At 72.3% G+C, this 18,485-nt stretch carries 15 protein-coding genes and 1 riboswitch; of the genes, 9 read left to right on the top strand and 6 right to left on the bottom strand.

Annotated elements, in window-relative coordinates:
* Positions 1-101: 101 nt before the first annotated feature.
* Positions 102-3,305, bottom strand: a complete 3,204-nt coding sequence (locus ACIRFL_RS05960) for a TIM-barrel domain-containing protein (protein ID WP_404024432.1) — start codon at positions 3,303-3,305, stop codon at positions 102-104.
* Between the two features lie 389 nt (positions 3,306-3,694).
* Between ACIRFL_RS05960 and ACIRFL_RS05955 the strand changes: the two genes are divergently transcribed.
* Genes ACIRFL_RS05955 through ACIRFL_RS05940 form a run of 4 tightly spaced genes read left to right on the top strand, consistent with a single transcriptional unit; the run spans position 3,695 to position 6,113 of the window.
* Positions 3,695-4,780, top strand: a complete 1,086-nt coding sequence (locus tag ACIRFL_RS05955) for an LLM class flavin-dependent oxidoreductase (protein ID WP_404024333.1) — start codon at positions 3,695-3,697, stop codon at positions 4,778-4,780.
* 15 nt (positions 4,781-4,795) lie between these two features.
* On the top strand, positions 4,796-5,005 hold the full coding sequence (locus tag ACIRFL_RS05950; protein ID WP_404024437.1) for a hypothetical protein: 210 nt from the start codon (positions 4,796-4,798) through the stop codon (positions 5,003-5,005).
* A complete protein-coding gene (locus tag ACIRFL_RS05945) occupies positions 5,002-5,412 on the top strand; it encodes an LLM class flavin-dependent oxidoreductase (protein ID WP_404024430.1) in 411 nt (136 codons plus the stop codon). The genes ACIRFL_RS05950 and ACIRFL_RS05945 overlap by 4 nt, the downstream gene beginning before the upstream one ends.
* Positions 5,382-6,113: an LLM class flavin-dependent oxidoreductase gene (locus ACIRFL_RS05940; RefSeq protein WP_404024331.1), complete on the top strand. Its 732-nt coding sequence runs from the start codon at positions 5,382-5,384 to the stop codon at positions 6,111-6,113. The genes ACIRFL_RS05945 and ACIRFL_RS05940 overlap by 31 nt, the downstream gene beginning before the upstream one ends.
* A 116-nt stretch (positions 6,114-6,229) precedes the next feature.
* On the opposite strand, the gene ACIRFL_RS05935 is transcribed toward ACIRFL_RS05940, so the two are convergent.
* Positions 6,230-7,588, bottom strand: a complete 1,359-nt coding sequence (locus ACIRFL_RS05935; RefSeq protein ID WP_404024328.1) for an MFS transporter — start codon at positions 7,586-7,588, stop codon at positions 6,230-6,232.
* Between the two features lie 352 nt (positions 7,589-7,940).
* Positions 7,941-8,054, top strand: a riboswitch (SAM riboswitch).
* A 363-nt stretch (positions 8,055-8,417) separates the two neighbouring features.
* Between ACIRFL_RS05935 and ACIRFL_RS05930 the strand changes: the two genes are divergently transcribed.
* The 4 genes from ACIRFL_RS05930 to ACIRFL_RS05915 are packed head-to-tail and all read left to right on the top strand — an operon-like array spanning position 8,418 to position 13,603.
* Positions 8,418-10,037, top strand: coding sequence for an ABC transporter substrate-binding protein (locus ACIRFL_RS05930; RefSeq protein ID WP_404024327.1), 1,620 nt, complete (start codon positions 8,418-8,420; stop codon positions 10,035-10,037).
* 4 nt (positions 10,038-10,041) lie between these two features.
* Positions 10,042-11,001: an ABC transporter permease gene (locus tag ACIRFL_RS05925; RefSeq protein ID WP_404024325.1), complete on the top strand. Its 960-nt coding sequence runs from the start codon at positions 10,042-10,044 to the stop codon at positions 10,999-11,001.
* Positions 10,998-11,933: an ABC transporter permease gene (locus tag ACIRFL_RS05920; protein WP_404024322.1), complete on the top strand. Its 936-nt coding sequence runs from the start codon at positions 10,998-11,000 to the stop codon at positions 11,931-11,933. Before ACIRFL_RS05925 ends, ACIRFL_RS05920 begins: the two co-directional genes overlap by 4 nt.
* On the top strand, positions 11,930-13,603 hold the full coding sequence (locus ACIRFL_RS05915) for a dipeptide ABC transporter ATP-binding protein (RefSeq protein WP_404024321.1): 1,674 nt from the start codon (positions 11,930-11,932) through the stop codon (positions 13,601-13,603). The genes ACIRFL_RS05920 and ACIRFL_RS05915 overlap by 4 nt, the downstream gene beginning before the upstream one ends.
* A 101-nt stretch (positions 13,604-13,704) precedes the next feature.
* Here ACIRFL_RS05915 and ACIRFL_RS05910 read toward each other — a convergent pair whose 3' ends face one another.
* The 4 genes from ACIRFL_RS05910 to thiM all read right to left on the bottom strand — a co-directional run bounded on the left by ACIRFL_RS05910 (position 13,705) and on the right by thiM (position 17,545).
* Positions 13,705-14,361, bottom strand: a complete 657-nt coding sequence (locus tag ACIRFL_RS05910; RefSeq protein ID WP_404024318.1) for a GntR family transcriptional regulator — start codon at positions 14,359-14,361, stop codon at positions 13,705-13,707.
* Positions 14,362-14,437: 76 nt separating this feature from the next.
* The gene (locus ACIRFL_RS05905; RefSeq protein ID WP_404024316.1) at positions 14,438-15,331 is read right to left on the bottom strand and encodes a sulfurtransferase; all 894 of its coding nucleotides are present in this window, start codon (positions 15,329-15,331) and stop codon (positions 14,438-14,440) included.
* Complete coding sequence (locus ACIRFL_RS05900; RefSeq protein WP_404024314.1) at positions 15,328-16,710, bottom strand: LLM class flavin-dependent oxidoreductase; 1,383 nt, start codon at positions 16,708-16,710, stop codon at positions 15,328-15,330. Before ACIRFL_RS05900 ends, ACIRFL_RS05905 begins: the two co-directional genes overlap by 4 nt.
* Before the next feature lie 55 nt (positions 16,711-16,765).
* Positions 16,766-17,545, bottom strand: coding sequence for a hydroxyethylthiazole kinase (gene thiM / locus ACIRFL_RS05895; protein ID WP_404024312.1), 780 nt, complete (start codon positions 17,543-17,545; stop codon positions 16,766-16,768).
* A gap of 429 nt (positions 17,546-17,974) precedes the next feature.
* On the opposite strand from thiM, the gene ACIRFL_RS05890 reads away from it, so the two are divergent.
* Complete coding sequence (locus ACIRFL_RS05890; RefSeq protein ID WP_404024310.1) at positions 17,975-18,463, top strand: beta-class carbonic anhydrase; 489 nt, start codon at positions 17,975-17,977, stop codon at positions 18,461-18,463.
* Positions 18,464-18,485 lie beyond the last annotated feature (22 nt).

The following is an 18,485-nucleotide window of genomic DNA, read 5'->3' as shown; positions in this document are numbered from 1 at the left end:
CGTTTCGTGCCGCCGCAGGGGCCGCCCGCGGGGGCGCTGTGTGCGCCGGTCCGCAGGCGGCCGTCCGGGATCGATCGTCCGTGCCGGCGGGTGTGCCCCCTCTACTTGTAGGTGACGGTGATCGGGCCGTGCACGGTGTGCCGGGGCAGAGTGATCGTGAACGTGCCGGTGGAGCTGTCCAAGTGGTAGTCGCGGGGGGTCAGCCGGACACCGGCAGCCTTGACCTCGGTGGGTGCGTGGGCCATCCCCAGCAGGGACAGTGTCCAGGTGCGGTTCTTCACCTGGCCGCGGAAGGAGCCCCGCGCCGGGCCGATCGACACCGTGTGGCGCGAGCCGCTGCGCTCGTAGCGGACGGTCGTCGTGGCGCTGTGTCCCTGCCGCGCGGCGGTTCCGTCGTCCTCGTACAGGCGGTACGTCCCCGGCGCGCCGGTGGCGATCGTCAGGGTGACGTCGGTCAGCGGGTTGCGGTCGTTGTCGGTGACGTCATGGGTGCGGGTGGGCAGGATGCCGCCGGCCTTGACGAACACCGGCATGGTGTCCAGGCCGGCGGTGATGTCCTGGGTGGTGCCGCCTTCGTAGGTCCTGCCGGTGAAGTAGTCGGTCCACCGGCCGGGCGGGAACCACACCGTGGTGGTCGCCGTCGTCCCCGGTGTCGTCACCGGGGCGACCAGGACGTCCGGGCCGTAGAAGTACTCGCTGCCGGCCGTCGCGTACGCCTGCGGCTCGTCGGGGTACTCCAGGTAGGCGGGACGGACGATCGGCACACCGGTCCGGTTGGCCTCCTCGGCCAGCGAGTATGTGTACGGGACCAGGTTCTCGCGGAGGTTGAGGAACGTGTCCGCCGACTTCCGCGCCCCGGTGCCGTACTGCCAGGGCAGCCGGTCGCTGTGGTTGCTGTGCAGCCGGTCGATCGGCTGGAAGGTGCCGAACTGCACCCAGCGGGCGTAGAGGTCGTCGGGCAGCTTGTGCGTGGTGCGGGTCTGCCCGTCGACGGTGTACGTCTCCGAACCGGTCAGCCCCGTCGTGTCGTTGTGCCCGCCGATGTCGTGTGTGACGGCCGCCATGCCCGTCGCCGCGGACTCACCCGGGGTGTAGCCGACCTCGAACTTCAGTGTGCCCCAGGTGGAGGAGGTGTCCCCGGTGAAGTGCACGGTGGTGCGCTTGTCCGCCCACGGTCCGGTCGGCACCGCCTGCTGGCCGCTGTAGCCGCCGGCCTGGAGCGAGCCGTAGGCGCGTGACAGGACGAAGCCGCGGCCAAGGGTTTCGCCGGTGAGGGTGGCGTACTGCTGGTTGATCCATGCGTCCGGCGTCACGCCCGGCAGCGACGACTGCGAGGCGTCGCAGCACCAGTCGAGCCACCAGAAGTCGTTGCCCTGCTCGTCCATGGTCCGGTGCAGGTCCAGGTACGCCTTGAGCTGGTCGGGGTCGCCGAAGTCGAAGACGTAGCAGTTGTTCCCCACCGAGGCGGAGCCGCCGCAACCGCCCTTCTTCAGCTTGCCCTTGGCCGTGGCCTGCGCCTGGGCGAACTGGGGGTCGGACGCGAGGATGCTCGGGTGCACGTTGAGGGTGTTGTACAGCCCCTGCGTGGCCGACCAGTCGAAGAACCCCTTCGGGTCGGGGAATCTGCCCCGGTCCATCTCCCAGCCGCTCCAGTCGTTCACGGCCTTGTAGTCGGTGTCGGTCACCAGCACGTCCAGTGGGACGTGTTCGGCGCGGAATGCCGGGAGAATCGTGTTCTGGTAGTCCGCGGCGGTGCGGTCGATGTACTCCGAGTACCAGACGCCGTAGGCCCACTGCGGCAGCAGTTGCGGCGGCCCGGTCAGGGTGGCCAGGTCGGTGAGTCCCCGCTTGTAGTCGTGCCCGTAGCCGAAGAGGTAGCCGTCCTGGTAGGGCGCGCCGCCGTGCGACGGCCGCGGTGCGGCCTTCCGCGACACGGTGTCGTAGAGCGCCGACGGGGTGTCGTCCAGCAGGTACCAGCCGTCCTTGTTGAGCAGGCCGGGGGTGGTCGGCGGGGCGTTGCCGCTGCCGGTCACGCCGTCCAGGCCCCTGCGGTAGCCGCCGAGCGCGATGTGCGGGGCGGGCGCGGGCTCGTTCGTCGCGGCCACGGAGACGGTGTCCAGGTTGATGTGGCAGCTCGCCGTGTCCGGGCAGCCGAGGGTGACGTCGTCCTCGCCTGCCTTCAGGGCGACGGGTACGGAGGCGGTCTGCCAGGTGTTCCAGTCGTTCGTCGCGGGCAGCGTCAGGGTCCCGGTGGCGCCGCCCGCGGTGACGGAGGCGGTGCGGGACTGGTGGAGGCCGTCGCTGCCCGTGCCGTTGGCGTAGCGCACCCGCAGGGTGTATGTGCCGTCGGCCGGAACGCCGACCAGATGGGTGGTCAGACTCGACCCCTTGTTCAGCTCGGCGACGAAGCCGTTGCCCGCGTATCCCGTGTGGTCGGTGGCGCGTACCGCGGTGCCGCCGGTCCGGCCGGCCTCCGCCTCGCAGCTCGTGCCGAGCGGGCAGTCGGGGATCGCGGTACGGGAGACGGGCGGGTACGCGTCGCCGGGGCGTACCAGGGCGACGCTGTCGATGTTGACGTTCCCGCTGTCCGAGGCGGTCCTGGTCAGGGCGATGGTGTGGTGGCCCGCGGTGAGCGCGACATCCGCGGTGGCCCGGCTCCAGGTGTCCCAGTTCGCCGTGGTCGGCAGGGTGACCGTCTGCTGCGCGCCGCCGTCCACCGACAGGGTCAGCGTGCGGGTGCGGGTCTGGCCGTCCCCGCCCGCGGAGTTGGCGTAGCGCAGGGCGAACTGGTAGGCGCCGGCCTCTTTGACATCGATGTCAGCGGATGCGGAGCTTCCGGTGCCCTGGAATCCGGCGGCGAAGCCCGTGCCGGTGTGGCCGGTGTGGTCCGCCGCCACGGACACCCCGTCGAGCCGAAGGTTCTCCGCCTCGCACAGCGCGCCGACCGTACAGGTCAGCCGCTGCCAGGGGGCGGCGGTCACCGGGGTGCCGCCGGCCGTCAGGCGCACCGAGAGGTTCTTTGCGTCGAACGGCCCGGAGCCGACCTGGTAGCGCAGGGTCAGCGCGCTGGTCCTGATGGTCAGCCAGCCGCCGGATGTGGTGGCTGTGTAGGCGGCCGGCGCGAAGCCGTCGCGGCCGATCGCGTTGAACGTCGCAGCGTCGGTGAACTCGCCGTCGCCCGCGTACTCGGTGCGGATCAGCGTCGGCGAAAGGATCTCGAAGCGGGCATCCCCGGAGTTGACGGTCGGGATACTCTTGCCCTGCGGGCCGTCGGCCGACGCGGGGCCTGCGCCCATCAGCGTCATGGCGGCGGCGACGGCCAGGGCGGCGGCCGTGCCCACGTGCCGCCGCGTTGATCTGAGCCGTCGCCTCTTCGATGCGACTGTCATGGCAACTCCGTCCCTCTGTCGGCCGGATGGCCTGTCCCTGCCCGGCCGGTCCCAACTCGCCCCGTTCCTTTCAACGTTGGAAATCGGGCGGGTGGCGTGAGGGTACATCCTGGAGGCCACGTCCATAAGGGTGCCGCACGATCCTGCCGCCCATCAGGTCCGTCACGAGGCGCGGCGACCGACGCGTCCCCCGGCCGCCGTCCCCGCGGCCGTCACGTCGCCGCACCACACCCGAAGCGGCGGCGGCAGCGGCAGCGGCAGCGGCAGTCGGGGACGCGCAGCGTCACGGCTGGTGGGCGGCCGACGTGCCGACTCGCTCTGCCCGGCTCGCGACGGCGCCCGTGAACCCGGCTCCCGGAACGGCATCCAGCAGTGTTCCAGTCGGTCTTCGCCTTGGCCACGCCGGCCGCGTAGTCCGGGATCGGGACGACGGTGAGCTGAAGATCGATGCCCGTCTTCTTCAGGTCCTGCTGATCCACCGCCACTTCCGCCAAGGCAACGAGCATGTCTCGGCGCCGCTGGTGCTGCTGGCGGCGATCGCCGAGCACACCCGGTGTATCAGGCTCGGCACGGGTGTCCTCGTGCTGCCCCTCGCCGATCCTCTGGCGGTGGCCGAGGACGCGGCCGTACTGGACGAACTCAGCGGTGGCAGGCTCGAACTGGGCGTCGGCTCGGGCCCGTTCCCGACCGCCTGGGAGGCGTTCGGCCGCCGTCTCGACGACCGGCACACCCTGTTCGAGCAGGGGGTGACCAGGCTGCACCAGGTCCTGGAGGGCCGCCCGGTGAACACCGCGGGTGAGGTGCTGCACCCGCCGGGCACCGGCCTGCGGCGGCGGATCTGGCAGGCGACCACCAGCGATCCGACGCGGGCCGTGGCCGACGCCGTCGCGGCGGCCGGGGCCGGTGACGGTCTCCAGCTCTCCCGGGCCGGCGACTGGGCCGGCCGGCAGACCGCGCGGCAGCAGGCAGAGGTCATCGCCGCGTACCGGGCAGCGGCGACCGCCGCCGGGCATGTGCCGCGGGTCCAGGTGTCACGGGCGGTCTACCCGCACCCGGACGGCGCCCGCGCCCTGCGCGCCGTCACGCCCGGCGTACGCCGCTGGCAGTCATGGGCGGCGCCGAGCCGTGGCGCCGCCGGGATCGACGTCCCCGAGTATCTGGCACGCGACCGGGCTCTGCTCGGACCGCCCGAGACGATCGCGGACTCCCTGGCCCGCGATCCCGCCCTTTCGGACATCACCGACCTGCTCGTCAGCTTCGTTCCCGGTGTGCCGGAGTTCGACGAACACGTCCGGCTGCTCACCGCCACCGCCCAGGATCTCGCGCCCCTGCTCGGGTGGCGTCCGGCCCGGGCGCCGCGGACGGCAGGGCCCGAACCCGACGCCCCGTGAAGGAGCACCAGCACCGTGACCGGTTTTCACCTCAGCCTCTCGCTGCTGACGCCGGGCCACTTCCGGCACGCCTGGCGGCTGCCGCACGCCGACCCGCTGGCCCATCTGGACGTGGACCACTTCACCCGGCTCGCCAAGGCCGCCGAGGACGCGCGGATCGACGCGGTGTTCCTCGGCGACGGGCCCGCGCTCGGCGTGCTCCGGGCACCGGTCTTGACCCGCTGATCCTGCTGGCCCATCTGTCCGGGGCCACGGAACACCTCGGTTTCGTCATCACCAGTTCCACGACGTACAACTCCCCTTACAACCTGGCGCGGCGCTTCAACGCGCTGGACCATGTGAGCAAGGGACGGGCGGCGGTGAACATCGTCACCACCGCAACTCCCGCCGCCGCGGCGAACCTCGGTGCTCACGAGCATCCCGACCGCGACGCGCGCTACCGCCGGGCCCATGAGTTCCTGGACGTGGTGACCCGGCTGTGGGACGCGTGGGAGCCGGGCGCCGTCGTCGGCGACCGCACGAGCGGGCGCTACGCCGACCGAGCCGTATCCACGCCATCGGCCACCGGGGCGAGTTCTTCTCGGTCCGTGGTCCGCTGCCCGTGCCCGCCGGGCCTCAGGGGCGGCCCGTGATCGTCCAGGCCGGGGGCACCGAGGGCGGGCTGCGGCTCGCCGGTGACTTCGCCGACGTCGTCTTCACCGTGGCGCAGACCCGGGCGAAGGCGGTCGCCTTCCGTGACGAGGTCCGTCGGCGCGCCACGGCGGCCGGCCGCCGCCCGGACGATGTCAAGGTCTCGCTCGGCGTGGTCGTCCTCGTGTCCGCGACGGAGAAAGAGGCACGGCGGCGGGCGGAGGAGCTGTATGCCACCCTGCCTCTGGAACGCCTGGTCGCGGCCCTGAACACCGGCCTCGGGCTGCCCGCCGACGCGTTCGGGCCCGACGACCCCATCACTCTGGACGATCTGCCGGACAGCTCCGAAAAGGCGGCGTTCTCCGTCGGCTTCGCCGAGTCGACTCGCGCGCTGATCGCCGAGCGCCCCCGCTCACCGAGGGAACTCGTCCGCCGCTCGGCCGGCGGATCGGGGCATCGTCTCCTGATCGGTTCCGCCCCACAGGTGGCCGACGACCTGGAGAGCTGGTTCCGCGCGGGCGCGGCCGACGGTTTCACGATCATGCCGGCCGAGACGGCGGTCGACTTCGAGAACTTCACCCGCCTGGTGGTCCCGATCCTCCAGGACCGCGGGCTGTTCCGGAACGACCACACCGCCCGCACCCTGCGCGAACGCTTCGGGCTCCCGCGGCCCGTGCGGGACGTCGCCGGGCGACCGGCCTGAGCCGGGCTGCCGGCCGCGGGGGCGCTCCGGGGCGGGCGGCTGTCCCTGGCCGCGGGCCTGGGCGCTGCTGACGGCGCCCGGCCCGCGGGCGGTGCCCGCGCCCGTGTTCCGTCCCGCTAGGCCTGGCGGGTGCCTTCGGCGGACGGTTCGGCGGGTGGTGTGGGGTCGCGGTCGTCGTACGGTGTGGCGGACCGGCCCTGTGGGGGCGGGAGTTCGGTGATCCGGAGGGACGGCGCGGCCCGGGCCGGCCGTCGTGCGGGCGAACCGTGTGCCAGCCACAGCGCCACCGCGACGGCGGACACGACGGCCGTCACGGCGCCGACGGCCAGCCCCCAACGCACCCCCGCGTGCTGGGAGATCCAGCCGATGACGGGGCCGCCGACCGGGCTGCCGCCCATGGAGATCACCGTGTAGACCGACATCACCCTGCCGCGCATGGCGTCGCTGACCTCCGACTGGACGAAGGCGCTGACGGCCGTGTTGAGCGTCATCAGCGTGAAGCCGGTGGGCAGCAGCAGGACGAGGAAGGCGGGATACGTGGGCATGAGCGCCGCCAGTGCCTCGAACCCGCCGAACAGCAGCGCGCCGACGACGACGGTCCGCACCCGGGGCGAGACCCCGCGCGTCGCGACCACCGTTCCGGCGACCGTGCCGACGGCCAGCGCCGTGTTCATGAAGCCGAGTCCCCGGGAGCCGACGTCGAATACCCGCCCGGCGAACAGGGTCAGCGTGGTCGGGAAGTTCACCGCGAAGGTCGCGGCCAGACCGAAGACGGTGAACACACCGACGAGTTCGGGCCGGGCCGCCACATAGCGCAGCCCCTCGGCCCCGGCACCCGTCCACGGAGGACGGGTCGGGCCCGCGGTTCGCCGCGCACGGGGCCGGATCGCCAGCAGCCCCGCGAGGACGACGGTGAACGACACCGCGTTGAGCGCGAACACCCATCCCGTGCCGATCGCCCCGATCAGCACACCGGCGATCGCCGGGCCGATCAGCCGTGCGGCGTTCAGGGACAGGATGTTCAGGCCCGCCGCCTTCGGGATGAGCGCCCGGCCGACCAGTTCGGTGACGAAGGCCAGACGTGCCGGGTTCTCCACCGTGAACACGCAGCCCAGCGCGAAGGACAGGACGTACAGCAGCCACAGCGGAGCATGCCCGCACAGCACGATCACCGTCAGCAGCAGCGCCTGCACCGCGTACAGGGCCTGCGTCCACAGCAGCAGGGTCCGCCGGTCGTAGCGGTCGGCCATCACCCCGCCCCACAGGCCGAACAGCAGCACCGGGGCGAACTGAAGGCCCACGACCCAGCCGAGCGCGGTCCCGTTGTGCGTGAGGGTCAGCACGAACCAGTCCAGTGCGACGCCCTGCATGGCGCTGCCGATGTTGGACACCAGGCCCGTGCTCCAGTAGATCCGGTAGTCACGGACCCGCAGCGCGGCGAACACCCCTGACGGGGCGGGGCTGTTGACGGCCATGCGGCTCTTTCCGACGGGTCGGCCACGCGGTCCGCGCGAGGGTGGCCGGCGAGGCCGGTCCGGATCTGCATGAGGGCGCGGCCGAGCGCGTGCGGAGAACGGGCTGAGGGCGGCGAGCGGTCAGCGACAGGTCTGGTCGAACTGATCGGCGCGGCGGCCCGCCCAGAACGGGTCGAGCCGCAGGGCGCGTGCCTGACCTGCGGTCTCCATGGCCGGATCAAAGCACACGGTCGCAGAAGCGTCCACCATGCGTCCCGGCACATGAGACGGCCCCCTTGTACTCGAAGCGTCGAACAGGACGTCGGGATGACGGCATTGACGTAGGACGAGAGCGCTCCGTAGCATCGCGAACGGCATTGAGTGTCAGCGTCAAGCCCTGGCTCGCTGACCGGCAACCCTCCCGCGCGGTGGGGTGCTCCAGGTGAAAGCCCGGCGGAATCACCGACGATTCCCGCAAGCGCGTGGCCCCGGGAGCGGGGCAGGAGACGGGGAGGACCGGTATGCGGCACAGCGGTGACCTGGTTGCCTCCTCCGCCGACGCCACGGCGTTCTCCCGGCTCGCACGCCGACGCCACATCGATCTGAAGCGCTCGACCAGCTGCCTGTGTCAGGCCTGACGCGCCCGCCCGCCGCCGGCTGACGTCCGCCGCCGGCCCCGGCTCCCCCGTGCCTTCCCTTCGCCACCGGCTCCCGGTGTCGTCCCCCTGACCCCTTTCTGTACGGCGCTCCCCCGCCGCCGGTGCCGATCCGGCCGGGGGCCGCACGCCCCTGCGCGGCCGTGCCTCGCACAGCACCCCGTGCCTGGTGACACGAGTAGGAGAACCCCTCCGTGACAGCATTTCCGGATTTCAGACTCTCCCGACGGGCTCCCCTGGCCGCCCTTCTGACCGCCAGTGTCCTGCTGACCGCCTGCGGGTCGGGCGGCGACGCGTCCGGCAGCGGTAACGGCCGGGCGAGGTCCGGCGGCACCCTGACCTTCGCGGTGGGTTCCGACGCCGGCTGCGTGGATCCGCAGCAGGTCGGCAGCAACGACACCATCTACTCGGTGCGCCAGGTCGTGGACTCCCTGACCGACCAGAACCCAAGGACCGGCAAGATCGTGCCGTGGCTGGCGAAGAGCTGGGACATCAACGCCGACGCGACGACGTTCACCTTCCGTCTGCGGCCGAATGTCACCTTCAGCGACGGGTCCAAGCTGACCGCGCAGGTGGTCAAGGACAACTTCGACGCGGTGCCGAAGCTCGGCGCCCTGGGAACCCTCGCCCAGGGCTATCTCAGCGGCGTCAGGAGCACCACCGTGGTGGACCCGCTCACCGTCAAGGTGACGTTCAAGGAGCCCAACGCCCAGTTCCTCCAGGCGACGTCGACCCATTCGCTGGGCATCGAGTCGTCGTCGAGCGTCAAGAAGACACCACAGCAGAAGTGCAGCGACGGCGTGATCGGGTCCGGGCCGTTCGTGCTGAAGCAGTATGTGCAGAACCAGTCGATCACCCTGGACCGGCGCACCGGGTACGCCTGGGGCTCCTCGCTGTGGTCCAAGAAGGGCGAGGCGTACCTGGACAAGCTGGTGTTCAAGGTCGTCCCCGAGGCGGGGGTCAGGGCCGGCAGCCTCCAGTCCGGGCAGGTGGACGCGGTCAGCAGCGTCGGAAAGGCCGACGAGGCCGCGCTCAAGGGCGGCCAGGTCGCCCTCCAGCGCCGGGCCAACCCCGGCGTGGTGTTCGGCCTGGGGCTCAACAACGCGCGGCCCGTCCTGAAGGACGCGAAGGTGCGCCGGGCGATCCGGTTCGCCGTCGACCGGCGGCAGATCGCCGACACCGTGTTCCCGACCGGCACCCGGCCGGCGACCAGCGTTCTGGCGCACACCACGCCCGACTACACGAATCTCGCCGCGGACCTCGCCTTCGACGCCGCCAAGGCGAAGTCGGAGCTGGACGCGGCCGGTTGGCGGGCCGGCCGCGACGGTGTCCGCACCAAGGACGGCAAGAGGCTGAGCCTGACGATCACCTGGTTCCCCAACGCGGCCACCAACCAGCCCGCCCTGGAACTGGTCCAGCAGCAGCTGAAGGCCGTCGGGATCGACGTGGTGCTCAAACAGCTCCAGGTCAGCCAGTTCACCACGACGCTCCAGTCGGGTGACTTCGACGTGGTGTGGGGGAACGTCACCCGCTCCGACCCGGACATCCTGCGCAACTCCTTCTCCACCCAGCTGGCCAACGTCTACCATCTGCCGCCCAGTTCACTGGATGCGGCGCTGTCCGAGCAGGCCGCGACCACGGACGCCGCGCAGCGCGGGCAACTGGTGGACGAGGCGCAGAAACTCCTCGTGCGCAACGCGTACTACGTGCCGGTGGTGGAGCTCCAGACCCAGCTGGGCGTGTCGAAGAAGGTGCACGACCTCGCCTTTGACTCGGGCAGCCGGATCCAACTGCACGACACCTGGATCGGCTAGTCGCATGCGCCGCTATGTGATCAAACGGCTGGCGCAGGCCGTCGGCGTGCTGTGGGCGGCCTACACGGTGTCGTTCCTGGTGCTGGACTATCTGCCCGGCGACCCGGTCACCGCGATGGCCGGCGCCGGGATGGACTCGGGGCAGGTCGACCCCGCCCAACTCGCCGCGCTGCGGCACGAGTACGGCTTCGACAAGCCGGTGCTCGCGCAGTACGCCGACTATCTCGGCCGGGCGCTGCGCGGGGACTTCGGCGACGCGGTCTCCACGGGCCGCCCGGTGACCTCCGTCCTGGCCGACGCGCTGCCGCAGACACTCCAGTTGACCGGTGCCGCGCTGCTGCTCGCGGTGCTGCTCGGCGGCGGCCTCGCGGTGGTGGCGACGTACACCGCTCAGCGGTGGCTGCGGCAGCTGCTGCTGTCGCTGCCACCGCTCGGGGTGTCGGTGCCGACGTTCTGGGTGGGGCTGCTGCTGGTCGAGACCTTCTCCTTCCGGCTGCACTGGTTCCCGGCGTTCGGCAACGACGGGGTACGGGGCCTGGTCCTGCCGGCGCTGACGCTGGCCGTCCCGACCGGCGCGCAGATCGCCCAGGTGCTGGCCAAGAGCCTGCTGACCGCGCTGGACCAGTCCTATGTGGAGACCGCACGCGCCAAGGGCGCCGGCCGGTGGCGGGTCCATCTGCGGCACGCGCTGCGCAACGCGTCACTGCCCGCGCTCACGGTGGTGGGCCTGCTGGTCGGGCAGCTGATCGCCGGTTCGGTCGTCGTGGAGACGGTGTTCTCCCGTGACGGCCTGGGCCGGGTGACCGCGGCGGCGGTCACCGCACAGGACATCCCGCTGGTCCAAGGGGTGGTGGTGTTCGGAGCGCTGATCTTCGTGGCGACGAACCTGGTCGTCGACCTGGTCTATCCGCTGCTGGACCCGCGGATCGTGGTGGCCTCGGACAGGAGGGCGAGCTTCGCATGAGTCAGAGCCTTGTCGACGACACCGCCGACCCCGCCGAGGCCGCCCTCGGCCTCGCCCGGCCGGTCCGGTCGGCATCCCCTGCGCCGCCGCCGGGCCGCCGCGGCGACGTGCGGCGGGGACTGCGGTTCCTGCTGCGCCGCCCCGGTCTGCTGCTGTCGGCCGCCGTCCTGGTCCTGGTGGTGCTGGCCTCGTTCTGGCCGGACCTGTTCACCTCGCAGGACCCGTTGAAGGGGGTGCCGTCGCAGAACTTCCGCGGCCCGAGCGGCAGTCACTGGTTCGGCACGGACGAACTGGGACGCGATGTGTTCTCCCGGGTGGTGCACGGCGCCCAGCTGTCCCTCAAGGCCACGCTGATCGCGGTCCTGGTCGCCTTCGTGGTCGGGGGTCTGCTCGGGGTGGTCGCCGGGTTCGTGGGCCGCTGGGTGGACGACGTGCTGATGCGCTTCGTCGACATCCTCCTGTCCATCCCCGCCCTGTTCCTGTCGCTGGCCCTCGTCACCGCGCTCGGCTACGGGACGGTGAAGGTGGCGGTGGCGGTCGGCATCGCGAGCGTCGCCTCCTTCGCCCGGGTGGCGCGCGCCGAAGTCCTCCGGGTGCGGCAGGCGGTGTTCGTCGAGGCGTCCCGCTCCTGCGGGGCCCGCTGGTACTCGGTGCTGGGCCGGCACGTCCTGCCCAACGCCGCGGGACCGGTGATCGTCCTGGCCACGCTGGACTTCGGCGCCTCGATCCTGGCCGTGTCGGCGCTGAGCTTCCTCGGCTACGGCGCGCCGCCACCGGCCCCGGAATGGGGGACGTTGATCTCCGACGGCCGCAACTACCTGGCCAACGCCTGGTGGCTGACCGCGCTGCCCGGTCTGGCGATCGCCGCGACCGTGCTGGCGACCAACCGCATCGCACGGGCCCTGGACGGCGAATGGTCCCGGCAGCGATGACCGACGAACGGGAGAACGGTGAGGACGTGACCACACCACTGCTGGAGATCCGCGGCCTGTCCGTGTCGTACCGCACCCGGGGCGGCACGGTGGCGGCCGTGCGGGGCGTGGACCTCGACGTCTGGCCCGGGCAGGTGACCGCCGTGATCGGCGAGTCCGGCTCCGGCAAGAGCACCACCGCGCACGCCGTCACCCGGCTGCTCGCGGCGAACGGCACCATCGACGCGGGCACGGTCCGCTTCGGCCGGCACGACCTCGCCGCGCTGTCGGAGGCGGAGCTGCGCACCGTGCGCGGCGCGCAGATCGGTCTGGTACCGCAGGACCCGACGGTCTCGCTCAACCCGGTCAAACGGATCGGCGAACAGGTCGCCGAGGTGCTGCGCATCCACGGTCTCGCGACCCGCCGTTCGGCCGCCGCCGAGGCGGTCGGCGTGCTGGACCGGGCCGGGCTGCCCGACGCGGCCGTCCGGGCCCGGCAGTACCCGCACGAACTCTCCGGCGGCATGCGGCAACGGGCCCTGATCGCCGTCGCCATCGCCGCCCGGCCCAGGCTGATCATCGCCGACGAACCGACCAGCGCGCTGGACGTCACCGTCCAGCGCGTCATCCTCGACCATCTCCAGCGCCTCACCGAGGAGTCGGGCACCGCGATCCTGCTGGTGACCCACGACCTCGGGGTGGCGGCCGACCGGGCCCAGCGCCTGGTGGTCATGTCACAGGGCACGGTCGTCGAGGCGGGCGAGACCCGTGCCGTGCTGGCCGACCCCCGGCACGCGTACACCCGGCGGCTGCTGGCCGAAGCCCCCAGCATGACCACGGCCAGGACCCGTACCCCGGTGGCCGCGGCGCCCGCCGATGCCACCCCTCTGGTAGAAACCCGCAACCTGGTCAAGGAGTTCAGGCTGCCGAACGCGGGCGGCGGGGCGCGGACCCTGCGCGCGGTCGACGGTGTCAGCCTCACCGTGCGACGCGGGCAGACCCTCGCCCTGGTCGGGGAATCGGGCTCGGGCAAGTCCACCACCGCCCGTCTGGTGCTCCGCCTCGCCGACGCGACCTCAGGGCAGATCCTGTTCGACGGCACCGACGTCACCGCCGTCAAGGGCGCCGGGGCCCGACAACTGCGCCGCCGCGCCCAGTTGGTCTACCAGAACCCGTACGCCTCGCTCGATCCCCGCTTCTCCATCGGCGAGGTGATCACCGAGCCGCTGCGGGCCTTCAGGGTCGGCGACGGCGCCTCCCGGCTCGCCCGCGCCCGCGAACTCCTCGACCGGGTGGCCCTTCCCGCCTCCACGCTGGAGCGCCGTCCGGCCGAGCTGTCGGGCGGACAGCGCCAGCGCGTGGCCATCGCCCGTGCCCTCGCGCTCTCTCCCGACCTGGTGGTGTGCGACGAACCCGTCTCCGCGCTCGACGTGTCCGTCCAGGCCCAAGTCCTGGACCTGCTCGCCGAGTTGCAGGCGGACACCGGCGTGGCGTATCTGTTCATCTCGCACGATCTGGCCGTCGTACGCCAGATCGCCCATCAGGTCGCCGTGATGCGGGCCGGCCGCGTCGTCGAGACAGGGCCGCCCGGGGACCTGTTCACCGACCCGCGGCACGCGTACACCCGGGAGCTGCTGGCGGCGATTCCCGGCGGGCGTCACACCTCCGCCGCCGAGACCACCCCAGGCTGACGACGTCACCACGGCCCGGCTGAACCGACGCCACGTGCCGGGCGACGGCGCGGTCGGTGGTGTGCGGCGGGCCGGGCGAACCCGGGTCCCCCGAGCGGCCGTCAGCCCGTCGGGGGTTCGGTCCCGGTGTCCCGGCGTACCTTCTGCCGGATGCGTGTGTCCCGGTCGTGTGCGTGGTGCTCCAGCATGCGCAGCCGAGCCGACTCGGCGTCCCGGTCGCGGATCGCCTCGGTGATCTCCCGGTGTTCGGCGAGGGTAGCATCGAAGGTGTCGTCGACCGTGCCGGTCCGCCACGGTGCGCTCGTCTTCACCTGGGCGTCGATGGTGTGCAGCAGGGCCGAGACGGTGGTGTTGTGTGCGGCGGCCCGTACCGTGTCGTGCCACTCGTTGAGGCTGCGGCGGATCTCCCCGGGTTCGTCCAGCGTGCCGGCCTGCTCCAGCAGCGCGTCCAGCCGGGCCAGGTCGACCGGGCTGCGCCGCAGTGCGGCCGACGAGGCGAGCAGGGCGTCCAGCACGGCGCGCAGCTCGAACAGTTCCAGCATCTCCTCGTCGGACCGCTGCCGCACGGCGAACCCGCGCCGGGCGCTCACCAGGAGCCCGTCGCGCTCCAGCAGCGCCAGGGCCTCACGGACCGGGGTGCGCGACACCGCGAACTCCTCGCTCAGCGCGAGCGGTACCAGTGAGGTGTCCTCGGGGTAGTGGCCGGAGGTGAGCCGGTGCCGCAGTGCGTCGTAGATCGTGTCCCGTGTGCTCTTCATCTGCTTCCTTGTCGCGGAGCAGCCCGCGCAACGGTTCGCGGGCTGCCCCGGATCATGCCCGATGCGCGGGCTCGGGTCAGCTCCGGCCCTCGGCCGGCCCGCCGATGTGGCCCTCCGGTCCGACGGCCAGCGGCAGGTCCGGGTCGGCCCGCCACTCGGCGAGCGAGCCGTCGTAGAGGAGCACGTCGTCGATGCCGATCTCGTGCAGGGCCAGGGCGAGGCCCGCCGCGTTGACCGCACCGCCGCAGTACAGGACCGTGCCGTCGCCGGCGCGCACCCCGTGGGCCCGTGCGAGGCGTGCGGTCCGTTCGCGGGAGAGGGTGTTGTCCGGGCCGAGGAGGTCGGCGTACGGCAGGCTGGTCGAGCGCGGGATGTGCCCGGAACGTGGCCGGTCCGGGTCACCGAGGTATTCGGTGCGGCGCAGGGCGCACACCGCGGGAGTGGGATCGTCGCCGTCGGCGATCCGCTTCATGCGTTCCAGGCCCACGAAGCCCTCGCGGGCCGGGCGTGCGACGACGTCCCCGGGTGCGGGCGGCGGCTCACGGCCGTCGGTGACGGGGAGTCCGGCGGCCTCCCAGGCGGTGAGGCCGCCGTTGAGGACGCGGACACGGGTGATGCCGGCCGTGCGCAGCACCCACCACACCCGGGCGGCCCACGCTCCCGTCAACCGGTCGTAGACGACCACGGTGGAGGTGTCATGGATGCCGAGGGCCCGTGCGTAGGCCTGGATCCGGGAGGCGGAGGGACAGGTGAACGGGAAGGGCGCGGCGGGGTCGGAGAAGCCCGCGATCAGATCGGCGAAGTGGGCGCCGGGAACGCGGCGTTCGGTGTGCAGTGCGAGCCCGCTGACGAAGACCGTGCCGCCGTCGGGGCCGGTGCGCCGGTCCACCGTGGCGTCGAGGACGATCACCTCGTGGAGCCGGTCGCGCAGCCAGCCGACGTCGACGAGGACACCGGTGCCGGACGTCATGACCGCTCCCGTGCGGCCGACGCGGCACGGTTGCGCCACTCGCCGCGTTCCGGCCGGGCGAGGCCCAGGTTCTCGCGGAGGGTGCCGCCCCGCCGGCCGGTGCGCACAAGACCGCGGCGGCGCAGTTCGGGGACGACGTGGGCGGCGAACTCCTCGAAGGCGGTGGGGACATGGGTCGCCTGGATCATGAAGCCGTCGGCCGCGCCGCTGTCCAGCCACAGTTCCATGGTGTCGGCGATGTCCGAGGCGGAGCCGATCATGTTGCCCTCGGTGCGTGCCCCGTACCAGCGGCCGATCCCACGCACGCTCAGCTTCTCCCGTTCGGCGAACTCCACGACCTCCCGGTAGTGGCCCTCGACACCGACCTCGTCGAGCGAGGGCAGGGGGCCGTCGAGGTCGTACCGGGTGAGGTCCACGTTGACGTGGTAGGCGAGCCGGGACAGGCCGGCCTCGGGGTGGACCAGTTCGGTGAACGCCTCGTGCTTGGCGAGCGCGTCCCTGAGGTCGGTGCCGACCACCGTGGTCGCGGCCGGCAGGACCTTGAGCTGGTCCGGGTCGCGGCCCCGGGCGGCGGCGCGGGCCTTGACGTCCGTGTAGAAGGCGACGGCCGATTCCAGCGACTCGTGGCTGCAGAAGACGACGTCCGCCCAGCGGGCCGCGAAGTCCCGGCCCGCCGGGGAGGCACCGGCCTGGATGATCACCGGATAGCCCTGCGGCGGGCGCGGCACGCTCAACGGGCCGCGTACGGCGAAGTGTTCGCCCCGGTGGTCCAGCGACTCCACGGCGTCGGACCGGCCGAAGACCCCGCTCTCCTTGTCGGCGACGAGGGCGTCGTCGGCCCAGCTGTCCCAGAGCCGGGCGGTGACTTCCAGGAACTCCTCGGCCCGGGCGTAGCGCGAGCGGCGTTCGGGCAGCCGGTCCTGCCCGAAGTTCTGGGCTTCGGCGTCCTGGAAGCTGGTGACCACGTTCCACCCGGCGCGTCCGCCGAGGAGGTGGTCGAGTGTGGCCATGCCGCGGGCGACGTGGAAGGGCTCCTGGTAGCCGGTGGAGACGGTGGCGGCGACGCCGAGGTGCCGGGTCGCGGCGGCCATCAGGGTGATCACGGGAACCGGGTCGAGGCGTGGGGTGCCGGTGCCCCAGGTCACGGCGGGGGCGAAGGTGTCGCCGAGGCTTCTGGGCACGGCGAGCGAGTCCGGCACGAAGGCGAGGTCGAATCCGGCGTCCTCCAGGACCCGGGCGATGTGTGTGTAGTGGGCGGCCGTCAGGAAGCCGTCGCCCGCGTCGGGGTGCCGCCAGCCGACGGTGCCCTGCGGTCCGGCGTTCAGGAAGGCGGCCAGGTGCATGCGCGGCGCGGTGGCCGGCTCTTCGGTGCTGCTCAAGGGGTGCTCCAGGGGTCGTACGGTCGTTCCGGCGTGCCGGGCGGCTGCGGAGCCGTCACCGGCCGAGCAGCGACAGTTCGTCCAGGAGCGCGACCGCGAAGGAGCCGGTTCCGCGGGTCCGGGCGCCGGCCCGCTCGGCGGCGGTGGCGAAGGCGACATGGGCGATGGCGGCAGCGGTGAGCGCGTCGGGGACGACAGCGAGGGCGGCGGCGATCAGGGCACCGAGACTGCATCCGGCCCCGGTGACCTGGGTGAGCCGGGCGTCGCCGCCGGGCACGGCGACCGTGCGGGTGCCGTCGGTCAGATAGTCGGTGGGGCCGCTGACCGCGACCACGGCGCCGGTCCGCCGGGCAAGTTCCTCGACGGCGCCTATCGCGTCCTCGGAGGAGAGGGTCGTCTCGACGCCCTTGCCGGTGCTGTCGCCGCCGGAGAGGGCGACGAGTTCGCTGGCGTTGCCGCGGATCACGGTGGGCCGGAGGCCGAGCAGTGCCGTCACGAACGCGTCGTACTCGCCGGCGCCCGCGCCGGCTGCCACCGGGTCAAGGACCCAGGGGGTGCCGGCCTCGTGCGCGGTGCGAGCCGCGTCGGTGACGGGTTCGGCCGGGTTGCTGACCAGCGCTGCCGTGTTGATCCACACCGCGCCGGCACCGGCCGGGAAGACGGTGGGGAAGTCGGCCGCGGCACCGATGGCGGGTCCGGCGCCGACGGCCAGGAGCACGTTCGCGCTGAGGTTGGCGGCGACGTAGTTGGTCAGTCCGTAGACGAACGGCGAACGGGACCGGATGGCGGCGATGCCGTCGGGGATCGCGGGGCTCTGCCAGGTGAGTTGTTCCATGGCGGGGGTGTCTCCGGGGATCGGATGCGGGTGGAACGGGCCGGCCGCGGCCGGGTGCATACGACTGTATGCAGCAGGGTCGTACGATCGTGCCGTCCGCGAGCCTTCTTTCACGAAGCCGCAATAATCGCGTCCCGGCGGCCCGGACGCCCCGCGGAGGCGGCTCAGGACCGCTCAAGGGTGCGCCGTCGGTGGCGGCGGGCGCGCCGCTGTCTGCTCCTGCGCTTGCCGACCCGAGGCGTGGGCGGGTTCACTGGAGTGATGCAGACCCTCGCCGCCACGCTGACGGGCCTCGGGCCCTCGCGTCGCGTCCATCTCTTCGACGGGTTCTGTCGCCGGGACGTGTGACCGCGCTCCACGGCCCATGACGTCCGGGGCGCACGCGCCGTCTCCCGCACCGTCCGCCACCCGAGAGAACCGAGGTCCGTCATGTCCGAGACCGATGAACTGCTGGCCAACAACGCCCGCTACGCCGAGAACTTCTCCGGCCCGCTCCCGATGCCTCCCTCCCGGCAGGTCGCCGTCGTGGCCTGCATGGACGCCCGGCTGAACGTCTACGCGATGCTCGGTCTGAAGGACGGGGAGGCCCATGTCATCCGCAACGCGGGCGGCGTGATCACCCAGGACGAGATCCGCTCGCTCACCATCAGCCAACGACTGCTCGGCACCGAGGAGATCATCCTCATCCACCACACCGACTGCGGCATGCTGACCTTCACCGACGACGCGTTCAAGGACGCGATCCAGAAGGAGACCGGGATCCGTCCGCCGTGGGCGGCGGAGGCGTTCGCCGATCCGGACACGGACGTGCGGCAGTCGATCGCACGCATCAAGGCGGACCCCTTCCTCGTGCACAAGGACCGGGTCCGCGGTTTCGTCTTCGACGTGGCAGCCGGCAATCTCACCGAGGTCGACTGACCCGGCACCGCCCGCCGGCGTC

The organism is Streptomyces sp. NPDC102462 (genome assembly GCF_044765425.1).
Lineage (GTDB): Bacteria > Actinomycetota > Actinomycetes > Streptomycetales > Streptomycetaceae > Streptomyces.
The sequence above is the reverse complement of the archived record's forward strand: the minus strand, read 5'-3'. Positions and strand labels throughout refer to the sequence as shown.